17 protein-coding genes and 3 rRNA genes are annotated in these 23,321 nt (G+C 58.5%); 14 read left to right on the top strand and 6 right to left on the bottom strand.

Translation table 11 applies throughout. From position 1 onward, the window contains the following. Window positions 1–51: 51 nt before the first annotated feature. Entirely contained in the window at window positions 52–291 is a 240-nt protein-coding gene (locus DXT74_RS22610) for a DUF2164 domain-containing protein (protein ID WP_043636126.1), read from the top strand. Window positions 292–376: 85 nt separating this feature from the next. Beyond that, window positions 377–976: a YdcF family protein gene (locus tag DXT74_RS22605; protein WP_043636123.1), complete on the top strand. Its 600-nt coding sequence runs from the start codon at window positions 377–379 to the stop codon at window positions 974–976. Between the two features lie 82 nt (window positions 977–1,058). On the opposite strand, the gene DXT74_RS22600 is transcribed toward DXT74_RS22605, so the two are convergent. Then, entirely contained in the window at window positions 1,059–1,415 is a 357-nt protein-coding gene (locus DXT74_RS22600) for a 50S ribosome-binding protein YggL (RefSeq protein WP_043636121.1), read from the bottom strand. A gap of 321 nt (window positions 1,416–1,736) precedes the next feature. Here DXT74_RS22600 and DXT74_RS22595 point away from each other — a divergent pair, with 321 nt between their 5' ends. Together DXT74_RS22595 and DXT74_RS22590 are read left to right on the top strand one after the other, a co-directional pair. Continuing rightward, a complete protein-coding gene (locus DXT74_RS22595; RefSeq protein ID WP_194427043.1) occupies window positions 1,737–3,347 on the top strand; it encodes a hypothetical protein in 1,611 nt (536 codons plus the stop codon). After that, a complete protein-coding gene (locus DXT74_RS22590) occupies window positions 3,347–3,658 on the top strand; it encodes a hypothetical protein (RefSeq protein ID WP_081556573.1) in 312 nt (103 codons plus the stop codon). The genes DXT74_RS22595 and DXT74_RS22590 overlap by 1 nt, the downstream gene beginning before the upstream one ends. 52 nt (window positions 3,659–3,710) lie before the next feature. Here the strand turns inward: DXT74_RS22590 and ubiD are convergent, their stop codons facing one another. After that, entirely contained in the window at window positions 3,711–5,186 is a 1,476-nt protein-coding gene (gene ubiD, locus DXT74_RS22585; RefSeq protein WP_194427042.1) for a 4-hydroxy-3-polyprenylbenzoate decarboxylase, read from the bottom strand. Window positions 5,187–5,336: 150 nt separating this feature from the next. Between ubiD and DXT74_RS22580 the strand changes: the two genes are divergently transcribed. The 6 genes from DXT74_RS22580 to DXT74_RS22555 all read left to right on the top strand — a co-directional run bounded on the left by DXT74_RS22580 (window position 5,337) and on the right by DXT74_RS22555 (window position 11,440). After that, the gene (locus DXT74_RS22580) at window positions 5,337–5,957 is read left to right on the top strand and encodes an OmpW family protein (protein ID WP_194427041.1); all 621 of its coding nucleotides are present in this window, start codon (window positions 5,337–5,339) and stop codon (window positions 5,955–5,957) included. A 102-nt stretch (window positions 5,958–6,059) separates the two neighbouring features. Beyond that, window positions 6,060–7,115 (top strand): PLP-dependent cysteine synthase family protein, encoded by a 1,056-nt coding sequence (locus DXT74_RS22575; protein ID WP_081556576.1) that lies wholly within the window; start codon window positions 6,060–6,062, stop codon window positions 7,113–7,115. A 273-nt stretch (window positions 7,116–7,388) separates the two neighbouring features. Next, a complete protein-coding gene (locus DXT74_RS22570) occupies window positions 7,389–8,474 on the top strand; it encodes an ABC transporter ATP-binding protein (RefSeq protein ID WP_043636108.1) in 1,086 nt (361 codons plus the stop codon). Between the two features lie 6 nt (window positions 8,475–8,480). Further along, window positions 8,481–9,374 carry an ABC transporter permease gene (locus tag DXT74_RS22565; RefSeq protein WP_162835142.1) on the top strand — a complete coding sequence of 298 codons (894 nt, stop codon included), beginning with the start codon at window positions 8,481–8,483 and terminating at the stop codon, window positions 9,372–9,374. Further along, complete coding sequence (locus DXT74_RS22560; RefSeq protein WP_039755527.1) at window positions 9,367–10,161, top strand: ABC transporter permease; 795 nt, start codon at window positions 9,367–9,369, stop codon at window positions 10,159–10,161. The genes DXT74_RS22565 and DXT74_RS22560 overlap by 8 nt, the downstream gene beginning before the upstream one ends. A 214-nt stretch (window positions 10,162–10,375) precedes the next feature. Continuing rightward, window positions 10,376–11,440 (top strand): PotD/PotF family extracellular solute-binding protein, encoded by a 1,065-nt coding sequence (locus DXT74_RS22555; RefSeq protein ID WP_043636105.1) that lies wholly within the window; start codon window positions 10,376–10,378, stop codon window positions 11,438–11,440. 50 nt (window positions 11,441–11,490) lie between these two features. On the opposite strand, the gene DXT74_RS22550 is transcribed toward DXT74_RS22555, so the two are convergent. Next, window positions 11,491–12,126 carry a pyrimidine 5'-nucleotidase gene (locus tag DXT74_RS22550; protein WP_043636102.1) on the bottom strand — a complete coding sequence of 212 codons (636 nt, stop codon included), beginning with the start codon at window positions 12,124–12,126 and terminating at the stop codon, window positions 11,491–11,493. Window positions 12,127–12,512: 386 nt separating this feature from the next. Between DXT74_RS22550 and DXT74_RS22545 the strand changes: the two genes are divergently transcribed. From DXT74_RS22545 to rrf, 3 genes are all read left to right on the top strand, one after another. Next, window positions 12,513–14,048 (top strand): 16S ribosomal RNA (locus tag DXT74_RS22545). Between the two features lie 302 nt (window positions 14,049–14,350). Further along, window positions 14,351–17,239 (top strand): 23S ribosomal RNA (locus tag DXT74_RS22540). A gap of 122 nt (window positions 17,240–17,361) precedes the next feature. Then, window positions 17,362–17,476 (top strand): 5S ribosomal RNA (gene rrf, locus DXT74_RS22535). Together the 16S, 23S and 5S rRNA genes form the textbook arrangement of a ribosomal RNA operon. Before the next feature lie 97 nt (window positions 17,477–17,573). Here rrf and DXT74_RS22530 read toward each other — a convergent pair. After that, window positions 17,574–18,017 (bottom strand): GNAT family N-acetyltransferase, encoded by a 444-nt coding sequence (locus DXT74_RS22530; RefSeq protein WP_043640773.1) that lies wholly within the window; start codon window positions 18,015–18,017, stop codon window positions 17,574–17,576. Window positions 18,018–18,137: 120 nt separating this feature from the next. Further along, a complete protein-coding gene (dnaE, locus tag DXT74_RS22525; protein ID WP_043640776.1) occupies window positions 18,138–21,587 on the bottom strand; it encodes a DNA polymerase III subunit alpha in 3,450 nt (1,149 codons plus the stop codon). A 110-nt stretch (window positions 21,588–21,697) separates the two neighbouring features. On the opposite strand from dnaE, the gene DXT74_RS22520 reads away from it, so the two are divergent. After that, window positions 21,698–22,306 (top strand): flavin reductase family protein, encoded by a 609-nt coding sequence (locus DXT74_RS22520; protein ID WP_194427040.1) that lies wholly within the window; start codon window positions 21,698–21,700, stop codon window positions 22,304–22,306. Here DXT74_RS22520 and DXT74_RS22515 read toward each other — a convergent pair. After that, a complete protein-coding gene (locus DXT74_RS22515; RefSeq protein ID WP_194427039.1) occupies window positions 22,281–23,204 on the bottom strand; it encodes a VirK/YbjX family protein in 924 nt (307 codons plus the stop codon). The genes DXT74_RS22520 and DXT74_RS22515 overlap by 26 nt on opposite strands. Between the last annotated feature and the right edge of the window lie 117 nt (window positions 23,205–23,321).

Genomic DNA, 23,321 nt, shown 5'->3' with positions numbered 1-23,321 from the left:
CGGCGAATAGCCGCCATAATCGCGGCTTTCAATCGCACAGGGCGGCACGCCATGGCCAATCATTCGATGTTGACCCCCGCTCAGCTGCAAGCGCTGGCTCCTCAATTGCAACAGTATGCGCAAGATCAGTTCGGCATCGAGCTGGGGCAGTTCGACGCGCAATTTCTGCTGGACTTCGTTGCGGACAAAATCGGCAGAGACATTTACAACAAGGCGTTGGACGACGCGCAACTGGCGCTCTCCGCGCGGATGGAGTCCTTGCAGGCGGCGATTTGGGAATTAGAGAAGTAGACGCCGCGCGTGCGGCCTTGCCGCTTGCCTCCGGTTTGCGAGTACAATCGGCGTTCCACCCTTCACTCCTTCACTTGCGGTACCCATGCTCTACTTGCGTTTGATGTTGAAAGGCTTTGTGCTGGCGATTTTGCTAGTGGTGCTGGGCTTTAGCTACATAGCCTGGAGCATCGTCGATTTCGGCGACAGCGCAAACGAACCGCAAGCCGACGCGGCGCTGGTGTTGGGGGCGGCGGCCTGGGGCAAGCGCCCGTCGCCGGTGTTCCGCGAGCGCATCAACCACGCGGTCAAACTGTATAAATCCGGCAAGGTGCGCTGGATCGTGTTTACCGGCGGCACGCCGGAGCCGGGTTATCCATCGGAAGCCGATGTGGGCCGCGACTTCGCCGCCAAGCAGGGAGTGCCGATGACGGCGATGTTGGTGGAAAACCAGTCGCGCACCACATGGCAAAACCTGGAAAACGCGCGTGAGTTGAGCAGCCAGTTCGGCATCCGTTCCTTCCTTTTGGTCAGCGATCCGCTGCATATGCGCCGCTCGGTGCTGATGGCCACCGATATCGGCCTGACCGCCTATCCCGCGCCCACGCAATCCAGCCGCTACCGGACGCTGTCCAGTTGGTCCCGCTTTCTGGCGAGGGAAACCTGGCTCTATATTGGCTATAGAGTGTTCCGCAAGCTGTCCTGACTTTATCGGGATGGCCAGTCCATTGGACTCGACATAAAAAAACCGGCTAGAAGCCGGTTTTTTTACATTGGACGGGGAAAGATCAGTGGTTGTGCCACAGATCGATCAACTCGCCGCCTTCAACCGATTTCACTTCGGCGCGTGCTTGCAGCCAGGACAGCAGTTGCTGGCGCAATGCGTCGCTGATCTTGACCTCACCCACCGGGAAGGCCACGCCTTCCAGCTTGCCCGCGCCGTCGAAATGGCCGCCAAAGCTGATGCCGGCGTCGTCCACCTGGACCAGCCAGGCGTCCAGCAAGGCCTCGGAATCCGCGCCGTCGTGCAGCATGGCGATCAGATGGAAGCCCAGCTCGCGAAATTCGCCGACGCGCATTTTCTTGCGTTGACGGGTTTTCAGGCGGCTCAGGCGATGCGGGGAATTGGGGTTGCGCAGGGACATGACTGCTCCTTATTCAAAGACCTGGCGATGATAGCAGGCTTGTCGGCTTTGCGCTCTGTCGACCGTGCGTAGGTTTCTGTCACTCTAACTAAACAAATATCATAAAAAAACGTAATTATTTGCCTTAGTCATTGCCATTGGAATGGAATTAGTATTTTTTCTCATTCTCAATACATGAAATGGATGACTGCAGGGATGAAACATACAAAAACAATATTGGCGGTATCCGTGATTTCAGCGCTGTTGAGCGCATGCGGCGGAGGCGGCGGAGGTAGCGCTGGCAGTAGCGGCTCGGCCGCTGGAACATCGGCATCTGGCAGGATGTTGGCAACGGACGGCGCGGAGGTCACCGCACTGCAGTGCTCGGGCAATGTGTGTAGTTTGCCGGCGTCGGCCAATAGGGCTCAGTCGGGCTCTGTCTACCAGTACACCAATACCGGCGCGCTGGCGCAAACGGTATCGATCAGCGGCAGTCCCTTGAGCACTGCTTGGCAAATGGTGGTGTCGCGCGTCAGCGCCGGCGACACCTCCCGCCAGACCAAACTGGGCTCCTCCGGTTTGCGTGGCGGGTCCGACGCCGCCGCGGAGCGCCTGGAGGCGGAAAGCCTCGCGGTGACGGCCGCGGTTGGCGCGGCGGCGCGTTCAGGCGCTTTGTCGCTGCGGGGTGCCGGTTCGCATCGATTGCTGGCGGAGCAGGCCAGCTTGCAGGCGGCCAGCTATGCTATCGGCGACAAACGGGTTTGGCACGATATGGACAGCGACAGCGCCACTAGCCTGCAAGCCATGCGGGATTTACCCAACGGCGGCGGCAAGGTTTATGTGTGGGCGCAGGACGGGTTGGACGTCAGCGTCGGCAGCGATCAGGCCGACGCTCTGGCAGAGCGCTTCGCCAACAGCGTTTACCCGTTGGAAGCCTCGGTGGTGAGCGAACCCTGGGGCGACGACATTGATCCGGGTTGGCGAGCGCTGGCCCTGCCCGGGGACACCAAGGATGTGCACTTGGTGCTAAGCCGGCTGAATGATCCGAGTCAAGCCAATGGAAACCGTTTGCTCGGCTATGTGCGTTGGACTAACGCCTTGCTGGCGTCGGCTGCGCCGACCATGTGCGGCGCGGATCAAGGATGCCTCGAGGTGGTGGGCAAGAGCAACCAGGCATTGGCCACCTTCGTGGACCTGGACACCTTCGCCCAGGCCGATCCGGGCCGCAACTGGAGCATGAAGGGCAACGGCCCCAGCCTGGCCTTGTCCACGCTGGCTCATGAATACCTGCATGTGCTCTACGCCTACAACAAGATTTTGCGGAAGCCGCCGGGCTCCGGCAGTCCAACAGTGTGGGAAAACGAGCTGGCTGCCCAGACCATGGGCTATCTGGTGTCGGCGGACACCTTCACCGGTGGACGCGGCAGCGACGCCAATTCTCATCCCGACTTGCGTCGCGGCGGCGACTTTGAAAGCTTTCTGCGCAGGCCGGCCTGCAATTTGAAGGGCTGGAGCGTGGCGGCGTCGAATTACACTTGCTACCCGAAAGCACTGGCGGTGGGCATGCAGATGTTGCACCAGTTCGGCGTGGGGGTGATGAAGCCGTGGGTGACCGGAGCCAATACCGGCGAGCGCGCCTTGAACGATGGTTTGCGCGCGGTGGGCGCGGGGGATTACGGCAGTCTGATGCTGCGTCTTAACTCCACGTTGGCGCTGGGCGGTAATCCTGCCAGCGGCTACGGCTTCCCGGCCAAGACGCTGAGCCTGCCTGCCAATCAGTACTTCCCCAATGGCAAGAACCTGCTGCTGCCGGCGGTGCCGTTCCAGGCTCAGGAAATCGGGTGGAGCGCGTTGGCTACGGCGGAAACATACAGGCAGAGCCTGCCGTTGTCGCGCGGTGTGGCGAGAGTGACGGTGCCGGCCAATAGCCATCTGATTCTGGTCAAGCCGTGATGCGAGGGCTGCTGCTGTGGCTAGGCCTTTGCGCCGGCGTCGGAGCAATGTCGCTGCCGCCGTGGGAGGAGGGCACCCTAGTGGCCGTGGGCGCGCCGCCGCTGGTGCGTCTGGGCGTGGAAAAGGGGGATGGCGGCACCTTTGTCATCCTGCCCGCCGCCGACGGCAAAGGGCTGGGGGCCGCGGAAGTGGCCATGTTGAAGAAACGGACCGGTTCGCGCATTCGCTACCGGGCTGGTCCTTACCTAACCCATCCGTTGTTGGGGCGCGAGGCCGTGCTGCTGCAGGCGGAAGTGTTTGAGCCGCGCTGAGTCGTAAAAAAACGCCTGGCTTCGAAAGAGGCCAGGCGCTTGTTTTTCGGGCCTACAGGCCCAAATCCCGCCACATCCCGTCAACGCGTTGTTTGACCGTCTCGTCCATCACGATGGGCACGCCCCATTCGCGGCTGGTTTCGCCGGGCATCTTGTTGGTGGCGTCCAGGCCCATCTTGCCGCCCAGGCCGGACACCGGGCTGGCGAAGTCCAGGTAGTCGATCGGCGTGTGCTCGATCAAGGTGGTGTCGCGCACCGGATCCATGCGGGTGGTGATCGCCCAGATCACTTCCTTCCAGTCCCGGGTATTGACGTCGTCGTCCACCACCACGATGAACTTGGTGTACATGAACTGGCGCAAGAAGCTCCAGCAGCCCATCATCACCCGCTTGGCGTGGCCGGGGTATTGCTTTTTGATGCTGACCACCGCCATCCGGTAGCTGCAGCCTTCCGGCGGCAGGTAGAAATCGACGATCTCCGGAAACTGCTTTTGCAGGATGGGCACGAACACCTCGTTCAGCGCCACGCCCAGCACCGCTGGCTCGTCTGGCGGCTTGCCGGTGTAGGTGCTGTGATAGATCGCGTTTTCGCGCAGGGTGACGCGGTCCACGGTCAGCACCGGGAAGCGGTCCTGCTCGTTGTAATAGCCGGTGTGGTCGCCGTAAGGGCCTTCCATCGCAGTGTCGTTCGGGTGGATATGCCCTTCCAGCACGATTTCGGCGCGCGCCGGCACTTGCAGGTCCGAACCCAGGCATTTCACCAACTCGGTGCGGCTGCCGCGCAGCAATCCGGCGAACTGGTATTCGGAGAGGGTGTCCGGCACCGGCGTCACCGCGCCCAGTATCGTCGCCGGATCGCAACCCAGCACTACCGCCACCGGATAGGGGCGATCCGGGAATTGCTGGCGGAACTCGCGGTAATCCAGCGCGCCGCCACGGTGGGCCAGCCAGCGCATGATGACGCGGTTCCGGCCGATTAACTGCTGACGATAGATGCCCAGGTTCTGGCGTTTCTTGTTGGGCCCGCGGGTCACGGTCAGGCCCCAGGTGATCAGCGGGGCCACGTCTCCGGGCCAGCAGTGCTGGATCGGCAAGCGCTCCAGATCCACCTCCTCGCCTTCCCAGACGATTTGCTGGCATGGCGCTTTGCCGACTTCCTTCGGCGCCATCGACAGCAGTTGCTTCAGCAAGGGCAGCTTGTTCCAGGCGTCTTTCAGCCCCTTGGGCGGCTCCGGCTCTTTGAGGTAGGCCAGGGTCTTGCCGATCTCGCGCAGTTGCATTACGTCGGCGGCGCCCATGCCCAGCGCCACCCGTTCGGGCGTGCCGAACAAATTGGCCAGCACCGGGTAATCGAAACGCTTGCCGTCCTTGACTGGCTGTTCGAACAGCAGCGCCGGGCCGCTGGCTTTCAGTACCCTGTCGCCGATCTCGGTCATCTCCAGGTGCGGGGAGACCGGGGCCGCAATTCGTTTCAGCAGGCCTTGTTGTTCCAATTGGGAGACAAACTCCCGTAAATCTGCATATTTCATGACCATCTCATGATCTGGCGCAAAGTTTGATATTAGGTGCTTGGATAATCTGCCACCGGACGCCGAACGCTACTGCTGCCCGCAGTCAAAGTCAACGATGGCGGCAAGCGCCAGGCCTGCATTCGACCAAACATGACAGGAGAACCCAATATGAAAAAGCTCGCTCTCGCCGCAATGATCGGCCTAGTTTCCGCTAGCGCCTTTGCCGCCCAAGGCGACATTCTGGCGCGCTTCCGCGTGATCAATGTTAACCCGGACGCCAGCTGGAGCAACTCTGGCGCGGTGGCGGGCTTGAATGTCGATGCCAAAGACTCTTGGGCGCCGGAAGTCGACTTCACCTACATGATCACCAACAATATCGGCGCCGAACTGATTCTGGGCACCACCCGCCACGAAATCACCACTAACGCTTTCGGTTCCGTCGGCAAAGTATCGGTGCTGCCGCCGACCCTGACCCTGCAATACCATTTCGCGCCGGACGCGACCTTCCGTCCGTATGTGGGCGCCGGCATCAACTACACCCGTTTCTACAATGACGGTTTGCGTGCAGCCGCCGCCAATACCAATTTGAGCGTGAAGAAAAACAGCTGGGGGCCGGCGCTGCAACTGGGTGCGGACTACGCGATCAACAAGAACTGGTTCGTCAACCTGGACGTTAAGAAGATCTGGATCAAGACAGACGTGACCGCCGATCAACTGGGCGGCGCCAAACTGGGTGAACTGAAGATCAACCCGTGGGTATTCGGCATCGGCTTCGGCACCAAGTTCTGATCGTAAAACCATATACGAGCCCAAAACGCCCTACGGGGCGTTTTTTCTTGCTTGTCGCGTTAGAATGGCCGATTGAGAACTTTCCGACACTGGAGAAGCAAGATGACTGATTGGGTTGCCCAGGCAGTGCGCAAGATCGAGGCCGATTTCAATCGCTCCAGCGACACGCATCTGATTCCATTGCCCATCCCCGGCGCGCCGGAGATACAGCTCTATTTCAAGGACGAATCCACTCACCCCACGGGCAGCCTCAAGCACAGGCTGGCGCGCTCCTTGTTTCTGTACGGCTTGTGCAATGGCTGGATACGCGAAGGCAGCACCATTATCGAGGCATCCAGCGGTAGCACTGCGGTATCCGAGGCCTATTTTTCCCGCTTGTTGGGCTTGCCCTTCATCGCGGTGATGCCCAAGAGCACATCGCAGGAAAAAATTCGCGCCATCGAATTCTATGGCGGGCGCAGCCACTTGGTGGACGATCCGGCCACCATTTACGACGAATCCAAGCGTCTGGCGCAGGAGCTGAATGGTCATTACATGGACCAGTTCACCTATGCCGAGCGCGCCACAGACTGGCGCGGCAACAATAATATCGCCGACACCATTTTCACCCAAATGGCGTACGAACCCAATCCGGTGCCGGACTGGATCGTCTGCGGCGCCGGCACCGGCGGCACTTCGGCCACTTTTGGCCGCTACGTGCGCTACCAGAAGTTGCCGACCAAAGTGTGCGTGGTGGACCCGGAAAACTCGGTGTTCTACGACAGTTTCCATACCGGCAGCATGGATTGCCGCTGCGAGGGCGGCTCCGGGGTGGAAGGCATTGGTCGGCCTCGGGTGGAACCCTCTTTCATTCCAACAGTCATCGACAGTGTGATCCGGGTGCCCAATGTTGCCAGCTACGCCGCCATCCACTTTCTGGAAGAAGTGCTGGGTCGTCGTTGCGGCGGTTCCACCGGTACTAATTTTTACGGCGTTTGCGAACTGGTGGGGCAGATGCGCAGTCAGGGCCGCAGCGGCTCTATCGTCACGCTGATCTGCGATGACGGCAACCGCTACCTGGGCAGCTACTACGACCACGACTGGCTGAAGGCCAACGGTTTCGACATCTCGAGCTGGGTGGAGCGCTATCGCCGTTTCTTTAATGAAGGGCAGTGGTAAGCATCGTTTGGCGGCTCGTAGACGGCGAGATGCCGACCGTTGTTGTCAAAAAGCATCAATTATTTGAATTGGAACCATGTTGCGCCGCATCGAAAATCAGCGGGCCGCGCGTGGTTTTCTGCTGAGAAAATAGCAACTTACCGCCCCGGTTCGAACGCTTGGCTCGCACAATGGAAAAAATGCGCTGAGGTCTTGAATTTTCAAGGGATTTCAACGGCCTCAGCTTTATCTTTTTTGTTAAACTGGCGCCCTTTTTCTTGGGCGGGGAAGATAATGGCTCTCCTTGAAATCAAAAATGTCGTCAAGCGCTTCGGCGACTACACGGCGGTCAACAATGTCAGCTTGTCGGTAGAAGCTGGCGAGTTCTTCACCCTGCTCGGGCCCTCCGGTTGCGGCAAGACCACCTTGCTGCGCATGTTGGCCGGTTTCGAGCAGCCGGATTCCGGCCAGATTCTGCTGGACGGTCAAGACATGTCGCAGGTGCAGCCGGAAAAACGTCCGGTGCATACCGTGTTTCAAAGCTATGCCTTGTTCCCGCATATGACAGTGCGCGAGAACATCGCTTTCCCGCTCAAAATGGCCAAGTGGGACAAAGACAAGATCGCCGCCCAGGTGGATGAGTTGCTGGAAGACGTGCGTCTGACCCAGTTCGGCGACCGCTACCCGCATGAGATGTCCGGCGGCCAGCGTCAGCGCGTGGCCATCGCCCGAGCGCTGGTGGACCGCCCGCGGCTGCTGCTGCTGGACGAGCCCTTGTCCGCGCTGGACGCCAAGCTGCGCGAAGAAATGCAGCTCGAACTGATCAATCTGCAAAAAGAAGTGGGCATCACCTTCGTTTACGTCACCCACGACCAGGGCGAAGCGCTGGCGCTCAGCCACCGCATCGCGGTGATGAGCCATGGTCAGGTGGAGCAATTGGACGCGCCGGAAACCATTTACAGCAAGCCCAAGAACCGCTTCGTCGCGGACTTCCTCGGCCAGTGCAATGTGCTGGAGGGCAAGGTCAAGAGCGTGGATGGCGACACGATGCTGGTAGACCTGAAAGGCTGCGGCGAAGTGCGCTGTCTGACCGTGCCGGACGTGCGCGAAGGGCAGACCGGCTGGCTGGCGTTGCGGCCGGAGAAGGTCAAACTGGACAAAAGCCTGCCCGCTCACAACGACGAGGCTTATTTCAAGGGTCGCGTCCACGACTGCCTGTACCTGGGCGACGTCACGCTCTACGTGGTGGAAGTGGGCGAAGGCGTGATGGTGGAAGCGATGCTGCCCAACAGCATCCCGGGCGTCGCCAAATTCTTTGACGACAACGACATCGTGGAACTGGCCTGGCGCTTCGACGCCGGCAGCTTCCTGACGGAGTAAACGCGCATGGCGATTCGAGATCGATTCGGCAAGTGGGCGCTGTCGTGGCCGCCGCTGGTCTACCTGATCCTGTTTTTCCTGGTGCCGTCGCTAATCATGGTGGTGGCGGCTTTCCGCAATCCGGGCGATTACGGCGGCCTCGCGCCGATGTATTACCTTGAGGAAGGCAAGCTGGTCTGGGATCTGACCCTGGACAACTTCTACCGGCTAGTGGATGAACCGCTCTATATCGAGCTGTTCATCAAATCCGCCGGCTACGCGGGGATCACCACGGTGGTCTGCCTGCTGATGGCCTACCCGCTGGCCTGGCTGATCGCCCGTTCCGGCAAGAAATACCGCGACTTGATGCTGTTGCTGGTGATCCTGCCGTTCTGGTCCAACTTCCTGATCCGCATCTACGCCTGGATGATTATCCTGGGGCCGCAGTCGGCGTTCACCAAGATGCTCAATGTGGCGGTGACGTCGCTGGGCTTCGAGCCGGTGCGCCTGCTGTTCACCCCGTTCGCCGTCATCGTCGGCCTGGTCTACGTGCACCTGCCCTTCATGGTGTTGCCGTTGTACGCCAATCTGGAAAAGCACGACATGGCCTTGTTGGACGCGGCGCAGGATTTGGGAGCCAACGCCTGGCAACGCTTCTGGCGAGTGACATGGCCGCTGTCGCTGCCCGGTGTGTTCGCGGGCTCCGCGCTGGTGTTCATTCCCGCGCTAGGCATGTTCGCCATCCCTGACATCTTGGGCGGCACCGATTCCATCATGATCGGCAACCTGATCAAGCAGCAGATCCTGGACACTCGCGATTGGCCGTTCGGCTCGGTGCTGTCCATCATGTTGACGGGCGGCGTGCTGCTGATCGCGGCCTTGGGCGCGATGGTGGGCAGAGGAGGTAAGAAACGTGGCTAAGAAACAATCCCGTTGGTTGTGGGCGTCGGCGCTGCTGACCTATCTCTTCCTCTACCTGCCGCTGGTCATCGTGGTGCTGTACTCGTTCAACGACTCCAGGCTCAACGCGGAATGGGTGGGTTTCACCCTCAAGTGGTACGACAAGCTGTTCCACAACGAGAAGATGCTGAGCGCAGCGGCCAACTCGCTGATCATCGGCATCATCGCCAGCGCGTGCTCCACCGTGCTGGGCACGCTGGCCGGTATCGCCATGCATCGTTACAAGCTGCGCCTGCTGCCCTTCCTGGTGCTGACGCCCATTGCCATCCCGGAACTGCTGATGGGGGTGTCGCTGGTGATCTTCTTCGTCATCGTCAATCAGCTCATCGGCATTCTGGAACTGGGCATGATCACCATCCTGCTGTCCCATGTGGCCTTCTGCATCGGCTTTGTCGCCATCGTGGTGCGGGCGCGGATGCAAGGCATGGACGACAGCTTGGTGGAAGCGGCGCGAGATCTGGGCGCGACGCCGTTCCAGGCCTTCCGACTGATCACTCTGCCGGTGATCAAGCCTGGCATCATTGCCGGCGCGTTGATGGCTTTCACCCTGTCCATTGACGACTTCGTGATCACCTTCTTCACCGCCGGCGCCGGTGCCAGCATGCTGCCGTTGGAGATCTACTCGATGATCAAGATCGCGGTGACGCCGGAGGTGAACGCGGTTTCCAGTTTGCTGATGTTGTTGACCTTGGTGCTGATCGTCATTGCTTCGCGCGTGTCGCCCAGCGCATTGCGGGCCAATGGCTAAAAGCCTGTTTTAAGAGCCGCAAACAAAACCGCGCAGCATACCTGAGCCAAGGCGCGCCGACGCAGGCAGTACCAGTCGTACGACAAGGAGGCGCAACGCTGGACCAGGGGTTTTGTTGGCGGGTCTAAGTAGTAGGGCCCCGGCCGGGCACAAGGGAGCCGGCCGGTTTTTCATGTAGTCGCAACGCACTTGTGCGAATAGAAGGAAAAACGCAATGAAAAAAGTCCTCGTGACGCTTGCCCTGGCCGTATCTGCTCAGGCGTACGCAGCGGAAGAACTGCACCTCTACAACTGGAACAACTACCTGTCGGAAAGCACCGCCAAGAGCTTCGAAGCCTACTGCAAGTGCAAGCTGGTGCAGGACTTCTACGGCGATAACGAAGAAATGCTGGCCAAGCTGGCCGCCGGCGCCAAGGGCTACGACATTGTGGTGCCTACCGGCTTCGCGGTGGAAGCGCTGATCAAGCAGGGTAAGGCTCAGCCGCTGGATAAAAAGCAGCTGCCCAATTTCAAGAACCTGAACGCAGGCTATCTGAACAGCTTCTTCGACAAGGGCAACCAGTATTCCGTACCCTACGCCTTCACCACCACGCTGCTGGGCTACAACGAAACCAAGCTGAAAGAGCTGGGCTTGCTGGATAAGGCCAATAGCTGGGCCTTGATCTTCGATCCAGCCGTATTGGCCAAGCTCAAGGGCAAGATCACTGTGCTGGATTCCCAGCGCGAACTGGTGTCCGCCGCCTTGATGTATCTGGGCAAGCCGGCCAACTCCACCAACCCGGCGGACTGGAAAGCCGCGCGCGACGTGATCCTGAAAGCCAAGCCTTACTGGGCGGCTTTCAACAACCAGAGCTATATCAAGGAGCTGACCGTGGGCAACATTTATGTTGCGCTGGGCTATTCCAACGATATGTACCAGGCACAGCAGGACGCCAAGAAGGCCGGCCGCAAGTTTGGCGTCAATTTTGGTTTGCAGAAAGAAGGCAACACCCTGTCGCTGGACAACTTCGTGGTATTGAAGGATGCGCCGCGCAAGGACCTGGCCTACAAGTTCATCAACTTCATGCTGGACGGCAAGAACGCTTCCGGTCTGACCAACGAGATGGGCTCGGGCAATCCCAACGCCGCCGCTGGCAAGTTCGTCAAACCGGAACTGACCAAGGTGCATGCGATCTTCCCGACCGCCAGCGAACTGCCGCGTCTGCAGCAGCTGAAAGACCTGAACGCCAAGGACCGCCGCGAGCTGAACAAGGTGTGGTCCGAGATCAAGTTGAAGTAAGCGGGACACTCTCTATATAGGAAAGGCCGGGAAACCGGCCTTTTTTCATTTCAGTCCCAGCGTCGGCGCGCCAGTTCTCCAATGGAGGAGATGCGGATATCCACATGCGCTGGTCGCCGAACCTGCTTGCTGACCCAGATTGTTTTCATGCCCAGCTTCTTCGCCGTCAGCAGATTGGGCAGCGAGTCCTCCACCATGATGCAGTGTCGCGGATCCAGTTTCTCTCTGGCCAGCACTTTACGGAAGGCGCTCACGTGAGGCTTGGGTACATAGTCTAGTTGCTCGACGCCGTAAATGGAATGGAAATGCCGTTCTATCGCCAAACGCTGCAAGATGCCTTCCACATAGTGATGCGGCCCGTTGGAGAAAATCACCTTGCGACCGGGCAGGGCGCGCAGCGACTCCGCCAGATTGTGTTCGGCGAACAACCACTGCTCCAGCTCCTCCAATTTGTGGGTTTCCAATAGAAAGTCGTGCGGATCGATGTTGTGATGGGTCACCAGGCCGTGCATGGTGGCGCCGTACTGCGCCCAGTAACGCTCCCGCAACAAGCGCGCTTCCACGGCGTCCACCTGCAGATGTTTCATCATATAGGCTGACATCGCATGGCTGATGTGGGCGAAAATGCCGCCGCTGGCGTGGTGCAGCGTGTCGTCCAGGTCGAAAATCCAGGTTTTGTTGCGCATTATCGTGCTTCTAGAAGGGCGGACGAGGGGAGGAATTATCGTTTTTTCAATCCGAAAGCGACAGTCCTTATCAGTGTCGGTGACCAGGCTTAAATTTGTTTGCGCGGGTGATTCAATATAAATCATGTAGATAGCTTACATGGGGCGGGTGTTGTCAAAAAACTTTCACAAAAGGTGTTGACGGGTTTAGGGGCGTGACGTATAGTTCGCCTCCTCAGCAGACAACGCAGCGACGGAAACGAAGCGCAGCGATCTGCACCGATCTTTAACAGAACGAATAACCGATAGGTGTAAGTGCTCGGTCGATGACCAAACACTTGCACTGCAAGACGAGAAATGTCTCGATGTTTCTTTGATCTTGCGTGCCAGAAAATTTGCTTGGAATTGAACTGAAGAGTTTGATCCTGGCTCAGATTGAACGCTGGCGGCATGCTTTACACATGCAAGTCGAACGGTAACAGGGTGCTTGCACCGCTGACGAGTGGCGAACGGGTGAGTAATGCATCGGAATGTACCGTGTAATGGGGGATAGCTCGGCGAAAGCCGGATTAATACCGCATACGCCCTGAGGGGGAAAGTGGGGGACCGTAAGGCCTCACGTTATACGAGCAGCCGATGTCTGATTAGCTAGTTGGTGGGGTAAAGGCTCACCAAGGCGACGATCAGTAGCGGGTCTGAGAGGATGATCCGCCACACTGGGACTGAGACACGGCCCAGACTCCTACGGGAGGCAGCAGTGGGGAATTTTGGACAATGGGCGCAAGCCTGATCCAGCCATGCCGCGTGTCTGAAGAAGGCCTTCGGGTTGTAAAGGACTTTTGTCCGGGAGCAAATCCCAGTGGTTAATACCTACTGGGGCTGAGAGTACCGGAAGAATAAGCACCGGCTAACTACGTGCCAGCAGCCGCGGTAATACGTAGGGTGCAAGCGTTAATCGGAATTACTGGGCGTAAAGCGTGCGCAGGCGGTTGTGCAAGTCTGATGTGAAAGCCCCGGGCTTAACCTGGGAACGGCATTGGAGACTGCACGACTAGAGTGCGTCAGAGGGGGGTAGAATTCCGCGTGTAGCAGTGAAATGCGTAGAGATGCGGAGGAATACCGATGGCGAAGGCAGCCCCCTGGGATGACACTGACGCTCATGCACGAAAGCGTGGGGAGCAAACAGGATTAGATACCCTGGTAGTCCACGCCCTAAACGATGTCAACTAGCTGTTGGGGGTTTGAATCCTTGGTAGCGAAGCTAACGCGAGAAGTTGACCGCCTGGGGAGTACGGCCGCAAGGTTAAAACTCAAAGGAATTGACGGGGACCCGCACAAGCGGTGGATGATGTGGATTAATTCGATGCAACGCGAAAAACCTTACCTGGTCTTGACATGTAACGAACGCTGCAGAGATGTGGCGGTGCCCGAAAGGGAGCGTTAACACAGGTGCTGCATGGCTGTCGTCAGCTCGTGTCGTGAGATGTTGGGTTAAGTCCCGCAACGAGCGCAACCCTTGCCATTAGTTGCCATCATTAAGTTGGGCACTCTAATGGGACTGCCGGTGACAAACCGGAGGAAGGTGGGGATGACGTCAAGTCCTCATGGCCCTTATGACCAGGGCTTCACACGTCATACAATGGTCGGTACAGAGGGTCGCGAAGCCGCGAGGTGGAGCCAATCTCATAAAACCGATCGTAGTCCGGATCGCACTCTGCAACTCGAGTGCGTGAAGTCGGAATCGCTAGTAATCGCAGATCAGCATGCTGCGGTGAATACGTTCCCGGGTCTTGTACACACCGCCCGTCACACCATGGGAGTGAGTTTCACCAGAAGTGGGTAGGCTAACCGTAAGGAGGCCGCTTACCACGGTGGGATTCATGACTGGGGTGAAGTCGTAACAAGGTAGCCGTAGGGGAACCTGCGGCTGGATCACCTCCTTTCTAGAGAAGGTTGTTGATCGAGTACTTACAGCCTATCGGTTATTCGCGAGTTTGAGTATCGCGATCAGAGTGCTTAATGAGTACTGTGATCGCGTTGTTTAAACGCACTGATCTTTAACAAACTGAAGAAGCCGAATATATAAAGACGGCGAGAAAGACGATGGAGTTAAGTCTTCATTGGCTGGATCGTCATCTTGGGTATTTGATTGTATCTAGGCTACGTCGCCATATCAAAAGGGGCGGTGTAGTCGTCGCACAAACACAACTTGTTGTTTTAGTGATCCAGGTTACTGAAATGATAGGGTCAAGCGACTAAGTGCATCTGGTGGATGCCTTGGCGATCATAGGCGAAGAAGGACGTGTAAGCCTGCGAAAAGCGCGGGGGAGCTGGCAATAGAGCTTTGATCCCGCGATGTCCGAATGGGGAAACCCCTCCGCAAGGAGATCCCGTGCTGAATACATAGGCACGAGGAGGCGAACGCAGCGAACTGAAACATCTAAGTAGCTGCAGGAAAAGAAATCAACCGAGATTCCGTTAGTAGTGGCGAGCGAACGCGGAAGAGCCTGTACGTGTTATGGATTGTGTTAGTGGAAGGTTCATGGAAAGGACTGCCATAGTGGGTGATAGCCCCGTACACGAAAACGCATTCCAAGGACTAGGCGTACGATAAGTAGGGCGGGACACGAGAAATCCTGTCTGAAGATGGGGGGACCATCCTCCAAGGCTAAATACTCATGATCGACCGATAGTGAACCAGTACCGTGAGGGAAAGGCGAAAAGAACCCCGGGAGGGGAGTGAAATAGAACCTGAAACCGGATGCATACAAACAGTGGGAGCGGACTTGTTCCGTGACTGCGTACCTTTTGTATAATGGGTCAGCGACTTACGTTCAGTAGCGAGCTTAACCGAATAGGGGAGGCGTAGGGAAACCGAGTCCGAATAGGGCGATTTAGTTGCTGGGCGTAGACCCGAAACCGAGTGATCTATCCATGGCCAGGATGAAGGTGCGGTAACACGCACTGGAGGTCCGAACCCACTAGTGTTGCAAAACTAGGGGATGAGCTGTGGATAGGGGTGAAAGGCTAAACAAACTCGGAGATAGCTGGTTCTCCCCGAAAACTATTTAGGTAGTGCCTCATGTATCACTTCCGGGGGTAAAGCACTGTTATGGCTAGGGGGTCATTGCGATTTACCAAACCATGGCAAACTCTGAATACCGGAAAGTGCGAGCATGGGAGACAGACGGTGGGTGCTAACGTCCATCGTCAAGAGGGAAACAACCCAGACCGCCAGCTAAGGTCCCAAATGATCAGTTAAGTGGTAAACGAAGTGGGAAGGCCTAGACAGCCAGGATGTTGGCTTAGAAGCAGCCATCATTTAAAGAAAGCGTAATAGCTCACTGGTCGAGTCGTCCTGCGCGGAAGATGTAACGGGGCTCAAACTGATAACCGAAGCTGCGGATTTGCACGTAAGTGCAGATGGTAGGGGAGCGTTCTGTAGGTCTGAGAAGGTGTCTCGTAAGGGATGCTGGAGATATCAGAAGTGCGAATGCTGACATGAGTAGCGATAAAGCGGGTGAAAAGCCCGCTCGCCGAAAGCCCAAGGTTTCCTACGCAACGTTCATCGGCGTAGGGTGAGTCGGCCCCTAAGGCGAGGCTGAAAAGCGTAGTCGATGGGAAACGGGTTAAAATTCCCGTACTTTTATGCAGTGCGATGTGGGGACGGAGAAGGTTAGGTCATCAGACTGTTGGAATAGTCTGTTTAAGCCGGTAGGCTGGGGAGGTAGGCAAATCCGCCTTCCCTTAAGGCCGAGACGTGATGACGAGGGTCTACGGACCTGAAGTGACTGATACCACGCTTCCAGGAAAAGCCACTAAGCTTCAGCTGCATAAGAACCGTACCGCAAACCGACACAGGTGGGCAGGATGAGAATTCTAAGGCGCTTGAGAGAACTCAGGAGAAGGAACTCGGCAAATTGATACCGTAACTTCGGGAGAAGGTATGCCTCTTAGAGTGAATCCCCTGCGGGAGGAGCTTTGAGAGGTCGCAGAGAATCGGTGGCTGCGACTGTTTAACAAAAACACAGCACTGTGCCAACACGAAAGTGGACGTATACGGTGTGACGCCTGCCCGGTGCTGGAAGGTTAAGTGATGGGGTGCAAGCTCTTGATCGAAGCCCCAGTAAACGGCGGCCGTAACTATAACGGTCCTAAGGTAGCGAAATTCCTTGTCGGGTAAGTTCCGACCCGCACGAATGGCGTAACGATGGCCACACTGTCTCCTCCTGAGACTCAGCGAAGTTGAAGTGTTTGTGAAGATGCAATCTCCCCGCTGCTAGACGGAAAGACCCCGTGAACCTTTACTGTAGCTTTGCATTGGACTTTGAACAGACTTGTGTAGGATAGGTGGGAGGCTATGAAGTGGGAACGCTAGTTCTCATGGAGCCGTCCTTGAAATACCACCCTGGTGTGTTTGAGGTTCTAACCTTGGTCCGTGATCCGGATTGGGGACAGTGCATGGTAGGCAGTTTGACTGGGGCGGTCTCCTCCCAAAGTGTAACGGAGGAGTTCGAAGGTTACCTAGGTACGGTCGGAAATCGTGCTGATAGTGCAATGGCAAAAGGTAGCTTAACTGCGAGACCGACAAGTCGAGCAGGTGCGAAAGCAGGACATAGTGATCCGGTGGTTCTGAATGGAAGGGCCATCGCTCAACGGATAAAAGGTACTCCGGGGATAACAGGCTGATACCGCCCAAGAGTTCACATCGACGGCGGTGTTTGGCACCTCGATGTCGGCTCATCACATCCTGGGGCTGTAGCCGGTCCCAAGGGTATGGCTGTTCGCCATTTAAAGTGGTACGTGAGCTGGGTTCAAAACGTCGTGAGACAGTTTGGTCCCTATCTGCAGTGGGCGTTGGAAGTTTGACGGGGGCTGCTCCTAGTACGAGAGGACCGGAGTGGACGCACCTCTGGTGTACCGGTTGTGACGCCAGTCGCATTGCCGGGTAGCTAAGTGCGGAAGAGATAACCGCTGAAAGCATCTAAGCGGGAAACTCGCCTGAAGATGAGACTTCCCTGAGGGCTTGACCCTCCTGAAGAGTCGTTCGAGACCAGGACGTTGATAGGTCGGGTGTGGAAGCGCTGTGAGGCGTTAAGCTAACCGATACTAATTGCTCGTGAGGCTTGATCCTATCATTTGAGTGGCTTGGGAGACTGAGCGACGAGATGTGGGTGTGCGACACAATTGAATACCGAATATATGTGGGCTGATCAAAGATCAGCCTAGGCTTCTTCTAGTTTGTACCAGTTTATGTCTGGTGGCCATAGCGAGGTGGTCCCACGCCTTCCCATCCCGAACAGGACCGTGAAACGCCTTAGCGCCGATGATAGTGTGGCATTCGCCATGTGAAAGTAGGACACCGCCAGACGCCCGATTGCGAAGCCCAGCTCAGACGAGCTGGGCTTTTGCATTGGTGTTCAGACCTTGCCAAGCCTCCCCATGGGAGGCTTTCGTGTGTTTGCAAGCTAGAAATCCACGCGCATGACCAAGCGTGGATCGTTGTGGCCGAAGTAATGAGGCTGATGTTCGATAACGGAGAAGCCCTGGTTTTGGTACAGCCTGACCGCGGAGTTGTCGGGATGCACGGTCAACTTCGCGTGCTTGGCCTGACGAGTCCGCAGCGCTTGCAGCAGGGCTTGCAGCAGTTGCTTGCCGAGGCCCTGTCCGCGGCAATGCTCATGGACCGCCAGCGACATAATCCAGAACTCTCCTTGCCCGCTGCCTGGAGCGCCGATGATGTAGCCGCCCAGTTCTCCGTCTTGAGCACCTGGCGCGACGAAGAATAGGTCCGGCCACAGGTCGTGAGCCTGGCGGAAGAAAAAGTCCGGGTAGACGTGATGACCGAATACCGCTTGTTCGATCTGGAAGACCGGGGCGATGTCTTGGAGTTGCGCCGGGCGTGCCGTCATCTGAAAACATCCTTTTGCGTGTGCGTTTGAGCGGGGAAGCCTACTGTAATGTCCGGCGCTTGCAAAGGCGCGGGACAAGAAAAAAGCCGCGCTGGGCGCGGCTTGCAGGAAGCGGAGCGGTTACCACATCACTTTGACTTTGTCGTTGCCCAGCCAGTCCTGCAGCGCCAGCAAGAGGCCGTCGTCCAAGCGGACGCCCCAGGGCGGCGGCAGCATCAGATCGCCGCTGGCCGCGCCGTTGTTGTAATGGATGCGCACTGGGCAGCCGGCATCCTCGCTACGGAACGGATGCAGCTGGGACTTGAGCTTGCTGACGTCCACCTTGCCGGCCAGTTTCAGCGACAGGCTGCGTGCGTAACGGCTGCGCGCCTCGCCCAATTCATAGACTTTATCGGCGATGATGCGCAGGCCGCCGGAGAAGTTGTCCTCGCTTACCTTGCCTTCTATCACCAGCACCACGTCGTCTTTCAACCGGCTGCGGTTGGCTTCGAAGCTTTCAGCGAACAGGCTGACTTCCAGCTTGGCGCTGCCGTCATCCAACTGGACGAAGGCCATTTTGCCGCGGTTGCCCACTTTGACCCGGATGCCAGTGACGAAACCGGCCAGGAGTTGCGGCTCTTTGCGCGGGCTGAGCCGGGACAGCGGGGTTTTGATGAAGCCGCGAATTTCCTTGGCGTACGCGGCGAAGGGATGGCCTGACAGGTAGAAGCCGATGGCCAGCTTTTCCTCCGCCAGTTTGACGGCGTCGCTCCACGGCTTGATTTCCACCATTTCCACACTGGGGGCGACATCGTCGCCGAACATGTCGAACAGGCCGCCCTGATTGGCGTTGGCGTGTTCTTGCTCGGCGGCGTTCATCGCCAGGCCGACATTGCCGAACAGCTTGGCCCGGTTGGGTTCGATGCTGTCGAAGGCGCCGGCGCGGATCAGCGCCTCGATCACGCGCTTGTTGACGATTTTTTTATCGGTGCGGCGGCAGAAGTCGAACAGGTCCTTGAATGGGCCGGACTCCGTGCGCACCGCGACGATGTGGTCGACGGCCGCTTCGCCGGTGCCTTTGATCGCGCCCAAGGCGTAGCGGATGTGTTTGCGGTCCACCGGCACGAAGCGGTAGTAGCTCTGGTTGACGTCCGGCGGCAGGAAGATCAGGCCGTTTTTGCTGTCCACGCTGTCGTCGTAGAACACCTTGAGCTGGTCGGTGTTGTCCAATTCAGAGGACATGGTGGCCGCCATGAAGGCCGCGGTGTGATGGGCCTTGAGCCAGGCGGTCTGGTAGGACACCACGGCGTAGGCGGCGGTGTGCGACTTGTTGAAGCCGTACTCGGCGAACTTGGCCATCAGGTCGAACAGCATCTCGGCCAACTTGGGATCGTAGCCCTTGGTGGCCGCGCCCTGGGCGATCTTGCCGCGGTGTTCGGCCATTTCCTCGGGCTTTTTCTTGCCCATCGCGCGCCGCAGCATGTCGGCGCCGCCCAGGGTGTAGCCGCCGATGATCTGCGAAATCTGCATCACCTGCTCTTGATACACGATCACGCCGTAAGTCGGATCCAGGCAGGCCTGCAGGTCCGGGTGGTAGTAGTCGACCTCTTGCTTGCCGGCCTTGCGCAGGATGAAGTCGTCCACCATGCCGGAGCCGAGCGGGCCGGGTCGATACAGGGCCAGCACAGCGATGATGTCTTCGAAACGGTCTGGCTTCAGTTTTTCCAGCAGCCGTTTCATGCCGTCCGATTCAAGCTGGAATACGGCGGTAGTGTTGGCCTGTTGCAGTACTTTGTAGGCGGCGGGGTCGGTGAACTCGAGCAGGTTGAGATCGGTGTCGAAACTCGGGTCCAGGTTTTTGATGTAGTTGACCGCCAGTTCGATAATGGTCAGGTTGCGCAGGCCCAGGAAGTCGAACTTCACCAGGCCCACTTTTTCCACATCGTCCTTGTCCAGCATCGATACCGGCACCGCGCCGTCGGCGCTGGCTTGGTACATCGGGCAGAAGTCGGTGATCTTGCCCGGCGCGATCAAGACGCCGCCGGCGTGCATGCCGATGTTGCGGGTCAGGCCTTCCAACTTCTTGGCCAGCTCCCAAAGCTCGCGCAGTTCCTCCTCGTTTTCCAGTCGCTCGCGCAGCACCGGCTCCATTTCCACTGCGTCGTCCAGCGAATACTGCTTGCCGGGCGCGGCCGGAATCAGCTTGGATACGCCGTCGCAGAACATATAGGGCAGGTCCAGCACCCGGCCGACGTCGCGCACCACCGCTTTGGCGGCCATGGTGCCGAAGGTGGCGATTTGCGATACCGCTTCGGCGCCGTATTTCTGGCGCACGTACTCGATCACGCGATAGCGGTTGTCTTGGCAGAAGTCGATGTCGAAGTCAGGCATCGATACCCGCTCGGGGTTGAGGAAGCGTTCGAACAGCAGCGCGTAGGCCAGCGGATCGATATCGGTGATGCCTATGCTGTAGGCCACCAGCGAACCGGCGCCGGAGCCGCGGCCCGGCCCCACCGGGCAGCCATTGTTTTTTGCCCAGTTGATGAAGTCGGCAACGATCAGGAAGTAGCCGGGGAAGCCCATCTGGATGATGGTGTCGCACTCGATCTTCAAACGCTCGTCGTAACGCGGCCGCTCTTGGGCGCGGACTTCCGGGTCGGGGTAGAGCTTGGCCAGCCGTTCTTCCAGGCCTTCCTGGGACAGGTGCACCAGGTAGTCGTCCAGCGTCATGCCGTCCGGGGTGGGGAATTGCGGCAGGTAGTTTTTGCCCAGTTGCACGCTGATATTGCAGCGGCGGGCGATTTCCACTGAGTTTTCCAGCGCTTCTGGAATGTCGGCGAAGCGCTCCAGCATCTGGTCAGTGGACAGGAAGTACTGGTTTTCCTCGAAGCTGCGCGGCCGGCGCTTGTCGCCCAGGGTGAAGCCCTCGGCGATGCAGACGCGGGCCTCGTGGGCCTTGAAATCGTCCGGGTCCATAAACTGGATCGGGTGGGTGGCCACTACCGGCAGGCCGATCTCGCCGGCCAGCCACAGCGAGGCTTGTACCGCGTTTTCCACCTGCGGGTTGTCCAGGCGTTGCAGTTCCAGGTAGAAATTGTCCGGGAAGCAGCGTTCCCAATATTCGGCGCGGCGGCGCGCTTCGTCGCGCTGGCCCATCAGCAAGGCTTGGCCAACGTCGCCCAGGTGAGCGCCGGATAAGCAGATCAGGCCGCTGTTGTCGCCGTTTTCCAGCCAGGCGCGCTTGAGCTCGGCACGGCCGCGGTACTGGTTGTGGGTATAGGCGTCGGCCAGCAGTTCGCACAAGCGCCCGTAGCCCTGACGGTTCTTGACCGTCAGCATCAGGCGATAAGGCTTATCGCGGTCTTCCTCGTTTTCCAGCCAGACATCGCAGGACACGATGGGCTTGATGCCTTTGTCCCGGCAGCCCTTGTAGAACTTGACCATGCCGAAGATGTTCATCAGATCGGACATGCCCACCGCGGGCATATTGTCCTTGATGGCGCGCTTGATGGCGTCATCCAGGCGCACGATGCCGTCGGTGATGGAGAACTCCGAGTGGAGGCGCAGATGGATAAAACGAGGTGAGTTCATCGCGCTATTTTACCTGCCGAGCGGTTGCGACACCATCGCCGGGCGCATTTGACGCGCTAGTATTTTGCTGCTTTGCAGCATTAGAATGATGGCATCAGAGAGGAGTCTATATGGACTGCGACATCAAGATGCTGCCGCCCGAAGCGGTGTATCCCTTGCTGGTGGGCAGCGTGCTGCCCCGGCCCATTGCCTGGGTCAGCACCCAGGATTTGCGGGGCGTGGCCAACTTGGCGCCGTTTTCCTTTTTCACCGTGGCCAGCGTGAAGCCGCCGGTGCTGGCGCTGAGCATTCTGACGCCGGCCGACGGTGGGGTTAAGGACACCTTGGCCAATATTCGCGCTACCGGGGAGTTTGTGGTTAACGTGGTGCCGGAACGCTTGGCGGAAGAGATGAATCTGAGCTGCGGCGCTTACGCGCCGGATGTGGACGAGTTCGATCTGGCCGGCGTAGCCAAGGCGCGCAGCCGGCAGGTGAGGGCTCCGGGCGTGGAGCAGGCACCGCTTCGCTTCGAGTGCGTGTTGACCCAGTGCCTGGCCTTGGGCGATGGCGCGGGCGCCGGCAACTTAGTGTTGGGCGAGGTGCGTCACGTGCATGTGGCGGATGAGGCGTGGCGCGATGGTCGCGTGGCGGGCGAGGTCCTGGCCTTGGTGGGAAAATTGGGCGGCGACGACTTCAGTCGCGCCGAGCCCGCCTTCAGTTTGCGGCGGCCGGGAGCGTGACGGCTCGGCGGCTTTGGTTGGCGAGTTCGTCCAGCAGAGCGTAGCGTCGTTGATATTCCGCGCGCTTCTTGCTGGCGATCTCGGTCAGGGGCTTGCGCGGCAACTGCAGCGGCAGGCTGAAGAAACGTTTGCAAGCAGTGGGCTGGGCATCGAAGGTGTCCCAGAAGCTATCGTAATCGGCGAAGAATTCACGACGATAGCGCCAAGAGCTGTAGATATGCTGCCATTTGCTGACCGCCAGTACCTGGCTGGCGCCTATCTCCCGGGCCAGCGCGATCAAGGCCTCCACCGCCAAGCGCTTGGGAAACAGCCCATGGCTTTGCTTGGTCAGCTGGTGCACGGCTTCCGCGCCATGGGGTTTGCGCGGGCCTTGCAGGCCGCCGATGATGATGGCGGTTTCGCCCTGACGGCGGGTGATGGTGAAAGTCAGCGTGGCGATGGCGACCCGCTTTCCCGAGCAGATTTGCAAGGACAGCTCGCCCTCTTTGTCGAAGCTATGGCGGTGCGTCAGCACCGCCGTGATCGCAGCGTCGTTTTTGCCGAGCAACTCGGCCAGCGTCAGGCCAGCGTCGCTGAGCAGATCGTGATAGGCGGCGGGAGACACACGCTCGGCCAGCGTCTGATAGTGTTCGCGCAGGGCGGCTAGTTTGCCGCTTGGGCCAAGAGAACGGTACAAGTAGGGGCGATGCAGCTTGCAGGCCAGTCTAGGATTGGCTTGCAGGTGGCGGCGCAGCGCGGGTTGGCCCCAGCTGTCCAGCCAGCGCAACGTCCATGGCAAGGTCAGCAGTCCGCGCAGCGCGAATTTACAGCGGTTCTTTCCTTCGTCGAATCCGTCCTCGCGGGAGAAGCGCCCGCTGGCCAAGGACCAGAACAACTCCACCGCGTTCAGCGCCGACATACCATAACCTCAAGAAAAAAAGGGTTAAGGCTACGTTATCCCGGCACTGTGATTGTTAAGGAATATTGGGCAAAATGTGACTGATTGTGACAATTTTCCAATAAATTAAATACGTTG

Origin of the sequence: Chromobacterium sp. Rain0013 (assembly GCF_015291765.1) — a bacterium.
Classification (GTDB): domain Bacteria; phylum Pseudomonadota; class Gammaproteobacteria; order Burkholderiales; family Chromobacteriaceae; genus Chromobacterium; species Chromobacterium haemolyticum.
This window is presented reverse-complemented; position numbering and strand designations above follow the sequence as displayed.

Bases quoted from the DNA above. Each gene is read 5' to 3' on its own strand.
- DXT74_RS22610 (WP_043636126.1), top strand. From the start codon at position 52: ATGGCCAATCATTCGATGTTGACCCCCGCTCAGCTGCAAGCGCTGGCT.
- DXT74_RS22605 (WP_043636123.1), top strand. From the start codon at position 377: ATGCTCTACTTGCGTTTGATGTTGAAAGGCTTTGTGCTGGCGATTTTG.
- DXT74_RS22600 (WP_043636121.1), bottom strand. From the start codon at position 1,415: ATGTCCCTGCGCAACCCCAATTCCCCGCATCGCCTGAGCCGCCTGAAA.
- DXT74_RS22595 (WP_194427043.1), top strand. From the start codon at position 1,737: ATGTTGGCAACGGACGGCGCGGAGGTCACCGCACTGCAGTGCTCGGGC.
- DXT74_RS22590 (WP_081556573.1), top strand. From the start codon at position 3,347: ATGCGAGGGCTGCTGCTGTGGCTAGGCCTTTGCGCCGGCGTCGGAGCA.
- ubiD (WP_194427042.1), bottom strand. From the start codon at position 5,186: ATGAAATATGCAGATTTACGGGAGTTTGTCTCCCAATTGGAACAACAA.
- DXT74_RS22580 (WP_194427041.1), top strand. From the start codon at position 5,337: ATGAAAAAGCTCGCTCTCGCCGCAATGATCGGCCTAGTTTCCGCTAGC.
- DXT74_RS22575 (WP_081556576.1), top strand. From the start codon at position 6,060: ATGACTGATTGGGTTGCCCAGGCAGTGCGCAAGATCGAGGCCGATTTC.
- DXT74_RS22570 (WP_043636108.1), top strand. From the start codon at position 7,389: ATGGCTCTCCTTGAAATCAAAAATGTCGTCAAGCGCTTCGGCGACTAC.
- DXT74_RS22565 (WP_162835142.1), top strand. From the start codon at position 8,481: ATGGCGATTCGAGATCGATTCGGCAAGTGGGCGCTGTCGTGGCCGCCG.
- DXT74_RS22555 (WP_043636105.1), top strand. From the start codon at position 10,376: ATGAAAAAAGTCCTCGTGACGCTTGCCCTGGCCGTATCTGCTCAGGCG.
- DXT74_RS22550 (WP_043636102.1), bottom strand. From the start codon at position 12,126: ATGCGCAACAAAACCTGGATTTTCGACCTGGACGACACGCTGCACCAC.
- DXT74_RS22530 (WP_043640773.1), bottom strand. From the start codon at position 18,017: ATGACGGCACGCCCGGCGCAACTCCAAGACATCGCCCCGGTCTTCCAG.
- dnaE (WP_043640776.1), bottom strand. From the start codon at position 21,587: ATGAACTCACCTCGTTTTATCCATCTGCGCCTCCACTCGGAGTTCTCC.
- DXT74_RS22520 (WP_194427040.1), top strand. From the start codon at position 21,698: ATGGACTGCGACATCAAGATGCTGCCGCCCGAAGCGGTGTATCCCTTG.
- DXT74_RS22515 (WP_194427039.1), bottom strand. From the start codon at position 23,204: ATGTCGGCGCTGAACGCGGTGGAGTTGTTCTGGTCCTTGGCCAGCGGG.